The following is a 15,056-nucleotide window of genomic DNA, read 5'->3' on the forward strand; positions in this document are numbered from 1 at the left end:
CACAGGCAAGGGCGGCCCGCCAGGGTAGCGTCACCGCATGGACGTGCGTTGGGAAGAGGCAGGCTGGGAACGGGTCACCGGACGGGTGGGCCGGCGACGGCTCCCGGTGTGGGACTGCACCGTGGGGCTGGTGGTGGGGGACGATTCGGTGCTGCTGATCGACCCCGGATCGTCGGTGCGCGAGGGTGCGCAGGTGCGGGCGGAGGCGGAGCGGCTGACGGGTCGCCGCGTGACCCATATCGCATTCACACACGGACATTTCGACCACGTGTTGGGCGGGGCGGCCTTCGCGGGCGCCGAGTTCTTCGGGGCGGTCGGCCTGGACCGGCTGCTGTCGACCCCGACGGGCCGCGAGGAAGTGCGGGTGAGCGCGTTCCGGCAGGGCCTGGCGGAGGCGGAGGCCACCGAGGCGGCGGACCTGCTCCAGGCGCCCCGGCACCTGGTGTCGGGCGAGTGGACCCTGGAGCTGGGCGGGGTCCAGGTGCTCCTGGCGAACGTGGGGCCCGCGCACTCCGAGCACGACCTGGCGGTCTTCGTACCGGGCGAGCGGGAGGCGGTGTTCTGCGGGGACCTGGTCGAGGAGTCCGGGGAGCCGCAGGCCGGCTCGGACGCGGTGCCGGGCCAGTGGCCGGCCGCCCTGGACCGGCTGCTGTCGCTGGGCGGCGACGACGCGGTGTACGTGCCGGGTCACGGAGCGCTGGTGGACGCGGACTTCGTGCGTGCGCAACGCGACACACTGGCGGCCCGGTTCGGCGTGTCGGGGGCGTGAGCGCGCCGGCTCTCCTAGTGTCGGCCGGATGCGTGAGTACTCCCCCGACCTGACCCCGCAGTGGAAGCGCGCCAAGCCCGTGCCGGAGGTGCCGGCGGACCCGGACCTGGTGGTCGAGGTGGCGGGTACGGACTTCTGCGGCGCGGTGGTGGCCTGCGAGGCGGGCACGGTGACCCTGGAGGACCGCTTCGGCAAGCGCCGGGTGTTCCCGCTGGAGCCGCGCGGCTTCCTGCTGGACGGCGCGGTGGTGACCCTGACCCGCCCCGCGCGGGGCCCGGCCGCGCCGGCCCGTACGGCCTCGGGCTCGGTCGCCGTCCCGGGGGCGCGGGCCCGGGTGGCGCGGGCGGGGCGGATCTACGTGGAGGGGCGGCACGACGCCGAGCTGGTCGAGCGGGTCTGGGGCGACGACCTGCGGATCGAGGGCGTGGTGGTGGAGTACCTGGAGGGCGTCGACGACCTGGCGGCGGTGGTCGCGGAGTTCGCCCCGGGTCCCGACGCCCGTCTCGGCGTCCTGGTGGACCACCTGGTGCCGGGCTCGAAGGAGTCCCGGATCGCGGCCTCGGTGACGGGCCCGGACGTGCTGGTGGTGGGCCACCCGTACGTGGACGTCTGGCAGGCGGTGAAGCCGTCGGCGCTGGGCATCCGGGCGTGGCCCGAGGTGCCGCGCGGCCAGGACTGGAAGACGGGCGTCTGCCGGGCCCTGGGCTGGCCGGAGAACACCGGGGCCGCCTGGCAGCACATCCTGTCCCGCGTGACGTCCTACCGCGACCTGGAGCCGACGCTGCTGGGGCGGGTGGAGGAGCTGATCGATTTCGTCACGGGTAGCGGTGAGGCCTAACGCCCTGGAAGGTGCCGAACTCACTCGTATCCAGCTCGATGCCGAGCGGCTCCAGCGGCACCGACTCGCCGAACTTCGACAGCCGTTGCGATCGGTAGTCGGCATCGTCCCCCTTGCCGACCGGGATGGTCAGCAGGACGCATTGCGCAGCGATCGGGTCGATGATCAGATAAGCAGGCACCTTCCCGGCGGCGTAGATCGAGCGCTTGACCACGTAATCCCTGTCGACGCTGGTCTTCGAGACGACCTCCACCACCAACGTGATCAGTTGCGATGGCAGGAGGCGTCCCGACCCCGGGTTCGCCTCGCGATCCAGGACCACCAGGTCGGGAACGGGCTCGCTCGCCTCGTCGACGATGTCGACGTCCTGGGTCTGGAGCCGTACCCACCGCTTGCGCGGGATCTGGTCCTGCACGTCCTCCACGATCAGGTTGTGCACCAGATCGGGACCGGCCATCATCACGATTTCCCCCCGGAGGAGCTCGGCCTTAACGCCCTCGGGAGGCTCGAACCCCTCGAAGAATTTGGCCATCCCATGCTCGTCCACAGCGGTCATCTCCGTGGTCCTCCACATCCGCCGCGTACTGTCGGCGGCAGCCTACGGACAGCGTAGGCAGGGCGAGCCCCGTTACGGGGGGATTCACCCGGGCGGGAGATCAGTCCACCAGGTCCCGCACCACCGCGTCCGCCAGCAGCCGCCCCCGCAGGGTCAGGACCGCGCGGCCGGCCTCGTACGGGCCCGCCTGCAGCAGGCCGTCGGCCAGGGCGCGGCGGGAGGCCGCCAGGCCCGCGGGGGCCAGCAGGGACAGGGGGACGCCGTCGACGAGGCGCAGCTCCAGCAGGATGCGCTCGACCCGCCGGTCCTCCTCCGAGAGGAGCTCGCGCCCCGCGCCCGGTGAGCGGCCCTCGGCGAGGGCGGCCGCGTAGGCGCCGGGGTGCTTCACGTTCCACCAGCGCACCCCGCCCACGTGCGAGTGGGCGCCGGGGCCGGCGCCCCACCAGTCGGCGCCGCGCCAGTACAGCTCGTTGTGCAGGCAGCGGCCGGCCTCGGAGGTGGCCCAGTTCGAGACCTCGTACCAGGAGTAGCCGGCCCGCTCCATGACCTCGTCGGCGATCAGGTACCGGTCGGCGTGCACGTCGTCGTCGGTCATCGGGACCTCGCCGCGGCGGATCCGGCGGGCCAGCTGGGTGCCCTCCTCGACGATCAGGGCGTACGCGCTGATGTGGTCGGGCCCGGCGCCGAGCGCGGCCTCCAGGGAGGCCCGCCAGTCGTCGTCGGACTCGCCGGGGGTGCCGTAGATCAGGTCGAGGTTGACGTGGTCGAAGCCCGCCGCGCGCGCCTCGGCCACGCAGGCCTCGGGGCGGCCGGGGGTGTGGGTGCGGTCGAGGATCTTGAGCACGTGCTGCTTGGCGCTCTGCATGCCGAAGGAGATCCGGTTGAAGCCGCCTGCGCGCAGCTCGGCCAGGTACTCCGTGTTCACGGACTCCGGGTTGGCCTCGGTGGTGACCTCGGCGTCCTCGGCCAGCCCGAACTCGTCGCGGATCGCCGCGAGCATGCGTACGAGGTCCCCGGCGGGCAGCAGCGTGGGCGTGCCGCCGCCGACGAAGACGGTCCGCACGGCGCGCGGGTCGTCGCCGAGCACCTTGCGGGCGAGGCGCACCTCGTCGATCAGGGTGTCGGCGTAGTTCTCCCGGGAGGCGAGCACGCCGCCGGTGCCGCGCAGCTCGGTGGCGGTGTAGGTGTTGAAGTCGCAGTACCCGCAGCGGGTGGCGCAGTACGGGACGTGCAGGTAGAACCCGAGCGGCCGCTCCCCGGCGCCCTCCAGGGCGTGCGACGGCAGCGAGCCGTCTTCGGGCATGGGGTCACCATCGGGCAGTGCGGAAGGCATGTGCCCATTGTCCCGCACTCGCCGTGGCCCGGCGGCCCCGTGCCGGACGGACCGCCGGGACGGGGCTCACGGCGTGCGGGGCCGGCGGGGCGGCGGCCGCGCCGCCGCCCCGCCCCGTGCGGCTCGCCGCCAGGCGTCAGGCCTCCCGGGAGCCCTCGTACATCTCCTCGATGAGGTGCTTGAACTCGCGCTCGACGACCGGCCGCTTCAGCTTGAGGCTGGGCGTGAGGTCGCCGTGCTCGACGTCGAGGTCGCGCGGCAGGATCCGGAACTTCTTGATCGTCTGCCAGCGCTGGAGGTTCTCGTTGAGGGTCTGTACGTAGGTCTCGATCAGCCGGCTGGTCTCCGGCGCGGCGAGGACCTCCCCGTACGTCTTGCCCTCCAGGCCGCTCTCGGCGGCCCAGCCGAGGATGGCGGGCTCGTCGAGGGCGATCAGGGCGGAGCAGAAGTTCCGGTCGGCGCCGTGGACGACGATGGTCGACACGTACGGGCAGATCCCCTTGAACTGGCCCTCGATCTCCGCCGGGGCGACGTACTTGCCGCCGGAGGTCTTGATCAGGTCCTTCTTGCGGTCGGTGATGCGCAGGTAGCCGTCCGGGGAGAGCTCGCCGATGTCGCCGGTGTGCAGCCAGCCGTCGCTCTCGAGGACCTCGGCGGTCTTCTCGGGCTGGCCGTGGTAGCCCTGCATGATGCCGGGGCCGCGCAGCATGACCTCGCCGTCGTCGGCGATGCGGACCTCGGTGCCGGGGAGCGGCTTGCCGACCGTGCCGGTGCGGTAGGCCTCGCCGGGGTTGACGAAGGAGGCCGCGCTGGACTCGGTGAGGCCGTAGCCCTCCAGGATGTGGATGCCGGCGCCGGAGAAGAAGTAGCCGATTTCGGGGGCCAGGGCCGAGGCGCCGGAGACGGCGGCGCGCAGGCGGCCGCCGAAGGCCTCGCGGAGCTTGGAGTAGACGAGCGTGTCGGCGATCTTGTGCTTGGCGGAGAGCGCGAAGGGGGCGGTGGCCCGGCCGGTGCGGCGGTAGTTGTCCTGGGTGACCTTGGCGTACTCGCGGGCGACGCCCACCGACCACTGGAAGATCTTGTACTTGGCCCCGCCGCCGGCCCGGGCCTTGGCGGCCACGCCGTTGTAGACCTTCTCGAAGATGCGCGGGACGGCCGCCATGTAGGTGGGCTGGACGACCGGCAGGTTCTCGATGATCTTGTCGATGCGGCCGTCGACGGCGGTGACGTGTCCGACCTCGATCTGACCGGAGGTGAGCACCTTGCCGAAGACATGGGCCAGCGGCAGCCACAGGTACTGGACGTCGTCCGGGTTGATCATCCCGGTGGCCACGGTGGCCTTGGCCATGTACGACCAGTTGTCGTGCGGCAGGCGTACGCCCTTGGGGCGGCCGGTGGTGCCGGAGGTGTAGATGAGGGTGGCCAGCTGGTCGGGGGTGATGGCCGCGATCCGCTCCTTGACCGCCGCGGGGTGCTCGGCGAGGTACTCCTTGCCGCGCTCCTCCAGCTCGGCGAGGGAGAGCACCCAGCCCTCCGGATCGCCCTCGGCGGAGACGGCGTCGGCCGCCTCCAGGACCACCACGTGGGCGAGGTCGGGCAGGTCGGCGCGGCGCTCGCGGGCCTTGGCCAGCTGGGCGGCGTCCTCGGCGATCAGCACCCGGCTCTCGGAGTCCGAGAGGATGAAGGAGGACTCCTCGGCGTTGGTGCTGGGGTAGATGGTGGTCACCGCGCCGCCGGCGCACATCACGCCGAGGTCCGAGAGGATCCACTCGACCCGGGTGTTGGAGGCGAGCGCGACCCGCTGCTCGGAGCCCAGACCGAGGGCGATGAGTCCGGCGGCGATGGCGAAGACCCGCTCGGCGGCCTGTCCCCAGCTGAGCGACTTCCAGTCGTCGGGACCACCCTCGCGACCGGCCGCGGCCACGGGGAAGCGGTAGGCCTCCGCGTTCGGCGTGGCGGCGACGCGGTCAAGGAAGAGGGCCGCCACGGTGGGCGGACGGTTCTCGATCAAGGTCTGTGTGTCGCTCACGGACGTCCTCCGGACCACGCTGCAGGGCCTGCTCGGGCATGACTACGGGCATGACTACGGGTTTGTAACTGGCGAGTAACCAATGCTCAGAGTAGGGGGCCTCCGGCTGGCGCGTAAGAGCCAACCGGCGGCCGATTCATAACGAAAGAGGCCCCCGAGCCTGAGCTCGGGGGCCTCTTTCGCATACGGCGCTACTTCTTCTTGCCGCCGGACTCGTCGCTGGACAGGACCGCGATGAAGGCCTCCTGCGGGACCTCCACGGAGCCGACCATCTTCATCCGCTTCTTGCCTTCCTTCTGCTTCTCCAGCAGCTTCCGCTTACGGGAGATGTCACCGCCGTAGCACTTGGCGAGGACGTCCTTGCGGATGGCGCGAATGGTCTCGCGGGCGATGACGCGGGAGCCCACGGCGGCCTGGATCGGCACCTCGAAGGCCTGCCGCGGGATGAGCTCGCGCAGCTTGGCGACCAGGCGCACGCCGTAGGCGTAGGCGGCGTCCTTGTGGCAGACGGCGGAGAAGGCGTCGACCTTGTCGCCGTGCAGCAGGATGTCGACCTTGACCAGGCTGGAGGACTGCTCGCCGGTGGGCTCGTAGTCGAGGGAGGCGTAGCCGCGCGTCTTGGACTTCAGCTGGTCGAAGAAGTCGAACACGATCTCCGCGAGGGGGAGCGTGTAGCGGATCTCGACCCGGTCCTCGGAGAGGTAGTCCATGCCGAGCAGGGTGCCGCGGCGCTGCTGGCACAGCTCCATGATCGCGCCGATGAACTCGGTCGGCGCGAGCACGGTGGCCCGCACGACCGGCTCGTAGACGTCCTTGATCTTGCCTTCGGGGAACTCGCTCGGGTTGGTGACGGTGACTTCCTTGCCGTCCTCCAGCACCACCCGGTAGACCACGTTGGGCGCGGTGGCGATCAGGTCGAGGCCGAACTCGCGCTCCAGGCGCTCGCGGACCACGTCCAGGTGCAGCAGGCCGAGGAAGCCGACGCGGAAGCCGAAGCCGAGCGCCGCCGAGGTCTCGGGCTCGTAGACGAGCGCGGCGTCGTTGAGCTGGAGCTTGTCCAGGGCCTCGCGCAGCTCCGGGTAGTCCGATCCGTCGAGCGGGTACAGGCCCGAGAAGACCATCGGCTTCGGGTCCTTGTAGCCGCCGAGGGACTCGGTGGCACCGCCCGTCTGCTGGGTGATGGTGTCGCCGACCTTGGACTGCCGGACGTCCTTCACACCGGTGATCAGGTAGCCCACCTCGCCGACGGAGAGGCCGTCGGCCGGCAGCATCTCGGGCGAGTTGGTGCCGATCTCCAGCAGCTCGTGCGTGGCGTTCGTGGACATCATCCGGATGCGCTCGCGCTTGTTGAGCGTGCCGTCGACCACACGGACGTAGGTGACGACGCCCCGGTAGGAGTCGTAGACCGAGTCGAAGATCATCGCGCGGGCGGGGGCGTCCTTGACGCCGACCGGGGCCGGGACCTTCTCGACGACGCGGTTGAGCAGGGCGTCGACGCCGAGGCCGGTCTTCGCCGAGACGCGCAGCACGTCGTCGGGGTCGCAGCCGACCAGGTTCGCCAGTTCCTCGGCGAACTTCTCCGGCTGGGCGGCCGGCAGGTCGATCTTGTTCAGGACCGGGACGATCGCGAGGTCGTTCTCCATCGCCAGGTACAGGTTGGCGAGGGTCTGGGCCTCGATGCCCTGGGCGGCGTCCACCAGCAGGACCGTGCCCTCGCACGCGGCGAGGGAGCGCGAGACCTCGTAGGTGAAGTCGACGTGCCCGGGGGTGTCGATCATGTTCAGGATGTGCGTGGTGCCCGTGCCCGCGCCCTCCGTGGGGCTCCAGGGCAGACGGACCGCCTGCGACTTGATCGTGATGCCGCGCTCACGCTCGATGTCCATGCGGTCGAGGTACTGGGCGCGCATCTGCCGCTGGTCGACGACACCGGTGAGCTGGAGCATCCGGTCGGCGAGGGTCGACTTGCCGTGGTCGATGTGCGCGATGATGCAGAAATTACGGATCAGCGCCGGGTCGGTACGGCTCGGCTCGGGCACGTGGCTGGGGATGGCGGGCACGCAGTGTCCTGATTCTCGGGTCGCTGTCGGATCTGCTGTCGGATCGGTACGCAGACTCCCATGGTCCCATGGACGCGGGGATGCGCTCGGTTTGGGCCGGTCGAAGCGCGCCTGGTAACCTGGGTGGCTGTGTCTCTCATGCCCTCTCAGCAGGAGGGGCACGATCCGGAAAATACTCTGAACCTGAAAAGGCTCTTTCGTGGCGAACATCAAGTCCCAGATCAAGCGGAACAAGACCAACGAGAAGGCTCGCCTTCGCAACAAGTCGGTCAAGTCCGAGCTGCGCACCTTCATCCGCAAGGCCAACGAGGCGATCCTCGCCGGCGACGCGGAGAAGGCCACCGCTGCGGCCCGCCTGGCTTCCAAGAAGCTGGACAAGGCCGTCTCGAAGGGTGTCATCCACAAGAACGCCGCCGCCAACAAGAAGTCGGCGCTGGCCTCCAAGGTTGCCGCCATCTGAGTTCCGCACTCGATGTGAACGCCGGGACGGACCAAGCGGGCCCTCTCTCCCGCTCCTGACCGGCACCCCGCGCCGCACGCGGCCTGCGTTCGCCACGCGGGTGCGGCGCACACAGCAGTGACCGAAGGCCCCGGCCTCCCCCTTCCCCAGGGCGGAGTCCGGGGCCTTCGCGCATCCGTCCCCGCCGGCGTGTGAGGCGCGGGGTCCGGGGGCGGAGCCCCCGGACCGGGTCCACTCAGCGCCGCGAGGCCCTCGCGGCCCGCGCCACGGCGACGACGGCCTTCTCCAGCGCGTACTCGGGGTCGTCCCCACCGCCCTTGACCCCCGCGTCGGCCAGCGCCACGGCACGCAGCGCGTCCGCGACCCCGTCCGCCGACCAGCCCCGCATCTGCTGCCGCACCCGGTCGATCTTCCACGGCGGCATGCCGAGGTCCCGGGCGAGGTCGCCCGGACGGGCCCCGCGCGGGGCGGAGGCGAGCTTGCCGATGGCCCGGACCGCCTGCGCCAGGGCGCTGGTGATCAGCACGGGTGCCACACCGGTCGCGAGGGACCAGCGGAGTGCTTCGAGGGCCTCCGCGGCCCGGCCCTCGACCGCACGGTCGGCGACCGTGAAGCTGGACGCCTCCGCCCGGCCCGTGTAGTAGCGGCCGACCACGGCCTCGTCGATGGTGCCCTCGACGTCCGCGCACAGCTGCGCCGCCGCGCTCGCCAGCTCGCGCAGGTCGCTGCCGATCGCGTCCACCAGCGTCTGGCACGCCTCGGGGGTCGCCGAACGCCCCAGGGTCCGGAACTCCCCCCGCACGAACGACAGCCGGTCCGCCGCCTTCGTCATCTTCGGGCAGGCGATCTCGCGGGCACCCGCCTTGCGCGCCGCGTCCAGCACGCCCTTGCCCTTGACCCCGCCCGCGTGCAGCAGGACGAGGGTGATCTCCTCGTACGGGTCGGCGATATAGGCCTTGAGCTCCTTCACCGTGTCCGCACCCAGGTCCTGCGCGTTCCGCACGATCAGGACCTTGCGCTCGGAGAACAGCGAAGGGCTGGTCAGCTCCGCCAGCGTGCCGGGCTGGAGCTGGTCGGAGGTGAGGTCCCGCACGTCGGTGTCGGCGTCCGCGGCGCGGGCCGCCGTCACCACGTCCCGTACGGCACGGTCGAGCAGCAGGTCCTCCTGCCCCACCGCGAGGGTGATCGGGGCGAGCAGATCGTCGGTGGGGTTCTTCCTGGTGGCCATCGCCCCCAGCATCCCACGCCGCACTGACAGCGCCCCGCGCCCGGTGCCCCAGAATGGTCGGGTGAACGTGCGACATGTACTGGTCCTGCCCGACCGCGACGCCGCCGAGGAGGTGGCCCGGGAGGCCGTGGACCGCTTCGGCCTCCCGGAGGAGCCCCAGCTGGTGCGCGACGCCCTCGCCGGCGAGGACGACGCCGAGGACGCCCAGTGGCTGGTGGTCGTCGAGGACCCCCGGGAACGGCTCGACGCCACCACGCTGGACGAGCTCGCCGCCGAGTACGAGGGCTGGCTGGAGGCCCCGTAGGGCGGCGCGCCCGCGCCCGCCGCCCACGCGTGCGGCTACGCCTTGTGGACGATCTGCACGTCCAGCTCCACTTCCACGCTCGGCCCGATCGCCGCGATCCCCTGCGCCAGCACCGACTGCCAGTTCAGCGCGAAGTCCCCGCGGTTCAGCTCGGCCGTGGCGCGGCAGGCGGCACGCGGCTCGCCCTCCAGGCCCGTGCCGTGGCCCAGGTACTGGGTGTCCAGGGTGACCGAGCGGCTGACCCCGTGGAGGGTGAGGGCGCCCGCGACGGCCCAGCGGCTGCCGCTGCGGTGGATGAACCGCTCGCTGTAGAACTCCACCCGCGGGTGCCGGACCGCGTCCAGGAAGTCGGCGGACCGCAGGTGGTCGTCCCGCCTGCGCATCCCGGTGTCGATGCTCGCCGTGTCGATGATCACGTGCATGGAGGAGTCCTCCATGCGCTCGGCTATCCGCACCGCGCCGGCGAAGGTCGTGAACCGGCCGTGGATCCGGGCGAAGCCGATGTGCCGGGCGGTGAAGGCGATGGACGAGTGCGTCGGGTCGAGCTCCCAGTGCCCGGGCTGCGGCAGCAGCGGCGGCTCCACCGAGTCCAGGATGATCTCTGCCGTGCCGGGCTGCGCCGGGTCCCCCACCAGCGTCGCCCCGTGGAAGGGCGCGTAGCCCTCGGCGATGACGGAGAGGCGGTACTCGCCCTCCGGCATGGCCGCGGTGAACCCTCCGTAGGGGTCCGTCTCCCCGCTGACGACCCGTCGGCCGATCGGGTCGGTGACTTCGAACTTGGCCTGTCGGATGGGCTGGTGGACCGTGTCGAGCACCCGGCAGCTCAACAGCCGCGCCGTGTGCGGCAGTGTGAGAGTCGCGGATGTAGTCGAAGCGGCACCGCTGGTCGTCTCCATCCCCCGTCGGCGACCGAACATGGCTAGTGCACCCCCGTGCTGTGTGGACTTGGACCGTTCTGGCGAAGACGCATTCGATCATGCTGTCGGGTTGTGGGCAAACAGAGTGGTCGCGCCCGGTATGACCGCGCGCTTTCGGACGCCGTCCGGCCGGAAACGCACGCATCCGCGCACCGCTTCCCAACACCGCCACGGAGCCGTCCTCGTCGGTGCGCAGCACGGCCGCCCCATGGGCTCTGAGCTGCGCGATCGTGCCCCGCGCGGGGTGCCCGTAGCGGTTGCCGGCACCGACGGGGACGATCGCCAGGCGTGGCCGGATCCGGTCCTGGAGGCCCTGGTCCTGGTGCGCCGACCCGTGGTGGGCGACCTTCAGCACGTCCACCGGGCCCAGCTCCGGATGCTCCCTCAGAAGCGCTTCCTGGGACGGCGGTTCGAGGTCTCCGAGCAGCAGGAGCGTCAGCCCCGCGGTGCGCACCAGCAGGACGACGCTGGCGTCGTTGGGGCCCTCCGGCGGCGGAGCCGTCGCCGAGGGCCACAGCACCTGCCACTCCAGCGGACCGGTCCGGCGCCGCTCCCCCGGCACCGCCGGCACGACGGGCACCCCGGCCCGCGCCGCCGCACGACGGACCGCGGCCGCCTGCGCGGGCGGCTCCTCCAGCACGGTGGTTTCGATCACACCCACGGACCGGCCCCTCAGCACCCCGGGAACCCCTCCCACGTGGTCGGCGTGAAAGTGCGTCAGCAGGAGCAGCGGGATCCGGCTCACGCCCAGCGCACGCAGGCAGTCGTCGACCGGCCCCGGTTCGGGCCCGGCGTCGACCACGACGGCCGTACCGGGACCGGCGGCCAGCACGGCGGCATCGCCCTGGCCCACGTCGCACTGGACGTAGCTCCAGTCCGGCGGCGGCCAGCCGGTGACGGTACGGATCAGCTGCGGCGGCCGCAGCACCGCGATCAGCAGCAGCACGGCCACGGCGGCACAGGCCCCGCGCCGCCGCCCGAACCGGGCCCCGAGCCCCACCGCGGCCAGCGTGGCCGCACCCAGCAGCAGCCCGCCCCCGAGCCCGCCCGGCCAGGGCAGCTCCGCCCCCGGCAGCCGGGCCCCGCCCCGCGCCACGGCGGCGATCCACCCGGCCGGCACCCCCGCGCACCGGGCGAGCAGTTCCGCCGCGGGCATGGACAGCGGGGCCGCGGCGAGGACCGCGAAGCCGAGCACGGTGGCGGGGCCCGCCGCCAGCTCCGCCAGCAGGTTGCACGGCACGGCGACCAGGCTCACCCGGGCGGAGAGCACCGCCACCACCGGGGCGCAGACGGCCTGCGCCGCGAGGGCCGCCCCCAGGGCGTCGGCGATGCGCGGCGGCGTCCCGCGCCGCCGCAGGGCCCCGCTCCAGCGCGGCCCGAGGGTGAGCAGCGCCCCGGTGGCCAGTACCGAGAGGAGGAACCCGGCGCTGCGGGCGAGCCACGGGTCGTACAGCACCAGCAGCAGCACGGCCCCGGCCAGCGCCGGGATGAGGGACCTGCGCCGCCCGGTGGCCAGGGCCAGCAGGGTGACCGCTCCGCAGGCGGCGGCCCGCAGCACGCTCGGGTCGGGCCGGCACACCACCACGAAGGCCAGCGTCAGCGCCGCACCGCCCAGGGCGGTGGCCCGCAGCGAGAGCCCCAGCCGGGGCGCGAGCCCGCTCCGCTCGGCGTGCTGCGCGCGGGCCGGGGACCCGATCAGCAGATACAGCACCACGGTCAGGTTGGAGCCCGAGACGGCCAGCAGGTGCAGCAGATCGGTGGCCCTGAACGCCTCGTGCAGCTCGGGCGGGATCCGGGAGGTGTCCCCGACCACCAGCCCCGGCAGCAGGGCCCTGGCGTCCCCGGGAAGCCCCTCGGTGGCCTCCCTCAGCCCGGCCCGCAGCGCCCCCGCGAGCCGCTGCACCCGGTCGGGGCCGCCCGTCACCCCGGGCGGGGTGTCCGCTGCCGGGCGGAGCAGGGCCACGGCCCGCTCCCCGTCCCGCGCCGGCCCCAGCCGGGCCACCACCGTGACCCGGGTCGAGGGCTCCAGCCGGGCCCACCCCGGATGCCCGGCCAGCACCCGTACCGGGGTCTCCACCCGGATCCGCGTCCCGTCGGGGCCGCTCACCCCGGTCAGCACCGCGTCCAGCACCACCACCGGCGGCCCAGCCCCGCCCCGGGCCGTCCGGGGGTCCGAGCCGACGGTGAGCTCCGCGCGCACCCGGGCGTGTTCCCCGGCCAGCCGGGCCACCGGCCCCGCCCGCGCCTCGGCCCGCTCCAGCCCGGCCACCCCCGCCCCGGCGGCGGCGCAGAGCAGCGCGGCGGCCACGGCCGGTCCGACCCCCCACAGCGGCTGCGACCCGCGAGCGCCGGCGAGCAGCAGCACCCCCGCCGCGGCCGCCGCGAGCCCCGCCCCGGCGGCGCTCCACCCGCCCGGCACCCCGAGCGCCAGCGCCGCCGCACCCCAGGCCGCCACGGCCGGCACCGCCAGCCGCAGGTCCACCGGCCCGGCCCGCTCGCCCTCGGCCGGCTCCTCGGCCACCTCACCCCCGGCCGGCTCCAGGGCGGCGCTCACGGCCGCACCAGCCTTCGCAGCTCGGCGAACCTCCGCTCGCCGATCCCGTCGACCTGCCGGAGGTCCTCCACGGCCCGGAACCCGCCCCGGGCGGTCCGGAACTCGACGATGTTCCGGGCGAGCACGGGCCCCACCCCGGGCAGCCCGTCCAGCTGATCGACCGTCGCGCTGCCGAGGCTCAGCGGACCGGCCCCGCCGCCCGCACCCGCCCCCGCGCCGGGAGCCGGTCCGCCCACGCCCGGCTGCGCGGTGACACCCACCAGCACCTGTTCGCCGTCCACCAGCACCCGGGCCCGGTTGAGCCCGGTGGTGTCCGTGCCCGGCCGCACTCCCCCGGCGGCGGCCAGCGCGTCCTCCACCCGCGAGCCGCTGGGCAGTCTCCGCACACCGGGGTCGCGGACCTTCCCGCCGACGTCCACCACGATGCGGGCACCCCCGCCGGCCGGGGCCGCCGACGGCACCGGGGCGGAAGCGGCGGAACCGGGCGCGAGCACGGCCGGGGCCGTCACCGGCTGCGGCCGGCCCGACCAGTACTGCTGGGCGGCGAAGCCGACCGCCACCACCAGCACCACCGCCACTGCGGCCACCGTCCTCGGCTCCACCCCGCACCGGACCTGCACCCACACGGGCAGCCGCTCCCGCAGCGCCAGCCTCCGCGCCTCCCCGGCCCCCAACGGCGCGTCCACCCCACCAGAGGAATCCCCCACACCCGGGGGACCCACCGCACCCGGCGGTTCCCCCACACCCGGCGGATCCACCGCACCCGGCGGATCCGCCACCCGCAGGGCCCGGGGCTCCTCCCGCGCCCCCGCCGCCCCGCCCGCCATCAGCGCCTCGGCCCTGCGCCGCACCTCGGCGGGATCGGGCCGGGGCCGGGCACGGGCGCGGCGCCGGTCGCGGAGCCTGCCGTCGGACCGGCGCGCCCGCCCGGGCCCGCTCCCGCCGGCACCGGTGGGAGGAGAAGCCGTGGAGACACCTGGAGTACGCGTTCGAAGAGTCATGCCCCGAAGCTAGGGCCGACCCCCGGACCACCGCTCGGAGCCCTCAATTCCGGTGGAAAACCGGCCCGTTGTGGATAACCCGGCCACCCTTCCGGGTGATCAGCGGGGCGAGACGACCGCCGCCAGCAGCCCCGGCCCGGTGTGCGCGCCGATCACCGCGCCCACCTCGCTGACGTGCAGCTCGACCAGGCCGGGGATGCGCTCGCGCAGCCGCTCGGCGAGCTTCTCGGCCCGCTCCGGGGCCGCCAGATGGTGGACGGCGACGTCGACGCCCCGCGCCCCGGCCCGTTCGACGGCCAGCTCCTCCAGCCGGGCGATGGCCTTGGAGGCCGTGCGCACCTTCTCCAGCATCTCGATCCGTCCGCCGTCCAGGGTCAGCAGCGGCTTGACCGCCAGAGCGGAGCCGAGCAGTGCCTGCGCGGCCCCGATCCGGCCGCCGCGCCTCAGGTAGTCGAGGGTGTCCACGTAGAAGTAGGCCGACATCTCCGCGGCCCGCTTCTCGGCGGCGGCCACGGCCTCGTCGGCGGACCCGCCGGCCTCGGCGGTCTCGGCGGCGGCGAGGGCGCAGAAACCGAGGGCCATGGCCACCATGCCGGTGTCGACGACGCGGACCGGCACGGGGGCGGTCTGGGCCGCGACCACGGCGGCGTCGTAGGTGCCGGAGAACTCGGAGGACAGGTGCAGGCTCACGATGCCGGTGGCCCCGGCCTCCGCGGCCTCCCGGTAGGCGCGCACGAACTGCTCCGGGCCGGGGCGGGAGGTGGTGACCGGGCGGCGCTTCTGCAGGGCCGCGGCGAGGCTTCGGGCCGAGATCTCGGTCCCCTCCTCAAGGGCCTCGTCGCCCAGGACCACGGTCAGGGGGACGGAGGTGATCCCGTGCCGCGCCATCGCCTGCGGGGGCAGGTAGGCCGTGGAATCGGTGACGATCGCGACATGGCGGGACATGAGCCGGAGGTTACCGGCAGAGCAGGTGTTCCGGCAGCCCGGGACTCCTCCGCGGCCCGGACCAC

General features: G+C 73.4%; 12 protein-coding genes and 1 pseudogene. 4 read left to right on the forward strand and 9 right to left on the reverse strand.

Annotated features, from left to right (window positions below; translation table 11 throughout):
• The first annotated feature begins 37 nt into the window (after nucleotides 1-37).
• A complete protein-coding gene (locus tag ACZ518_RS18935; RefSeq protein ID WP_469114138.1) occupies nucleotides 38-769 on the forward strand; it encodes an MBL fold metallo-hydrolase in 732 nt (243 codons plus the stop codon).
• A gap of 28 nt (nucleotides 770-797) precedes the next feature.
• Complete coding sequence (locus ACZ518_RS18940) at nucleotides 798-1,607, forward strand: DUF3097 domain-containing protein (RefSeq protein WP_469114139.1); 810 nt, start codon at nucleotides 798-800, stop codon at nucleotides 1,605-1,607.
• Here ACZ518_RS18940 and ACZ518_RS18945 read toward each other — a convergent pair.
• From ACZ518_RS18945 to lepA, 4 genes are all read right to left on the reverse strand, one after another.
• Nucleotides 1,585-2,163: a Uma2 family endonuclease gene (locus tag ACZ518_RS18945; protein WP_469114140.1), complete on the reverse strand. Its 579-nt coding sequence runs from the start codon at nucleotides 2,161-2,163 to the stop codon at nucleotides 1,585-1,587. The genes ACZ518_RS18940 and ACZ518_RS18945 overlap by 23 nt on opposite strands.
• 100 nt (nucleotides 2,164-2,263) lie before the next feature.
• Nucleotides 2,264-3,496, reverse strand: a complete 1,233-nt coding sequence (hemW, locus tag ACZ518_RS18950; protein ID WP_469114141.1) for a radical SAM family heme chaperone HemW — start codon at nucleotides 3,494-3,496, stop codon at nucleotides 2,264-2,266.
• A 136-nt stretch (nucleotides 3,497-3,632) separates the two neighbouring features.
• Complete coding sequence (locus ACZ518_RS18955; RefSeq protein ID WP_469114142.1) at nucleotides 3,633-5,525, reverse strand: AMP-dependent synthetase/ligase; 1,893 nt, start codon at nucleotides 5,523-5,525, stop codon at nucleotides 3,633-3,635.
• A gap of 191 nt (nucleotides 5,526-5,716) precedes the next feature.
• Nucleotides 5,717-7,582, reverse strand: coding sequence for a translation elongation factor 4 (lepA, locus tag ACZ518_RS18960; protein ID WP_469114445.1), 1,866 nt, complete (start codon nucleotides 7,580-7,582; stop codon nucleotides 5,717-5,719).
• 199 nt (nucleotides 7,583-7,781) lie between these two features.
• Here lepA and rpsT point away from each other — a divergent pair, with 199 nt between their 5' ends.
• Nucleotides 7,782-8,042: a 30S ribosomal protein S20 gene (rpsT, locus tag ACZ518_RS18965; protein ID WP_030030523.1), complete on the forward strand. Its 261-nt coding sequence runs from the start codon at nucleotides 7,782-7,784 to the stop codon at nucleotides 8,040-8,042.
• Nucleotides 8,043-8,277: 235 nt separating this feature from the next.
• On the opposite strand, the gene holA is transcribed toward rpsT, so the two are convergent.
• Entirely contained in the window at nucleotides 8,278-9,270 is a 993-nt protein-coding gene (gene holA, locus ACZ518_RS18970; protein ID WP_469114143.1) for a DNA polymerase III subunit delta, read from the reverse strand.
• A gap of 61 nt (nucleotides 9,271-9,331) precedes the next feature.
• Here holA and ACZ518_RS18975 point away from each other — a divergent pair, with 61 nt between their 5' ends.
• Nucleotides 9,332-9,574 carry a hypothetical protein gene (locus ACZ518_RS18975; protein ID WP_469114144.1) on the forward strand — a complete coding sequence of 81 codons (243 nt, stop codon included), beginning with the start codon at nucleotides 9,332-9,334 and terminating at the stop codon, nucleotides 9,572-9,574.
• Nucleotides 9,575-9,609: 35 nt separating this feature from the next.
• On the opposite strand, the gene ACZ518_RS18980 is transcribed toward ACZ518_RS18975, so the two are convergent.
• The 4 genes and pseudogenes from ACZ518_RS18980 to ACZ518_RS18995 all read right to left on the reverse strand — a co-directional run bounded on the left by ACZ518_RS18980 (nucleotide 9,610) and on the right by ACZ518_RS18995 (nucleotide 14,991).
• Nucleotides 9,610-10,491, reverse strand: a complete 882-nt coding sequence (locus tag ACZ518_RS18980; RefSeq protein ID WP_469114145.1) for a YceI family protein — start codon at nucleotides 10,489-10,491, stop codon at nucleotides 9,610-9,612.
• Between the two features lie 385 nt (nucleotides 10,492-10,876).
• Nucleotides 10,877-13,045 (reverse strand): annotated as a pseudogene (locus tag ACZ518_RS18985) (ComEC/Rec2 family competence protein); the annotation flags it as partial.
• Nucleotides 13,042-13,731, reverse strand: coding sequence for a ComEA family DNA-binding protein (locus tag ACZ518_RS18990; protein ID WP_469114146.1), 690 nt, complete (start codon nucleotides 13,729-13,731; stop codon nucleotides 13,042-13,044). The pseudogene ACZ518_RS18985 and the gene ACZ518_RS18990, both read right to left, overlap by 4 nt.
• 414 nt (nucleotides 13,732-14,145) lie before the next feature.
• Nucleotides 14,146-14,991, reverse strand: coding sequence for a DegV family protein (locus tag ACZ518_RS18995; protein ID WP_469114147.1), 846 nt, complete (start codon nucleotides 14,989-14,991; stop codon nucleotides 14,146-14,148).
• Between the last annotated feature and the right edge of the window lie 65 nt (nucleotides 14,992-15,056).

This window comes from Streptomyces sp. NPDC033966 (assembly GCF_055575955.1).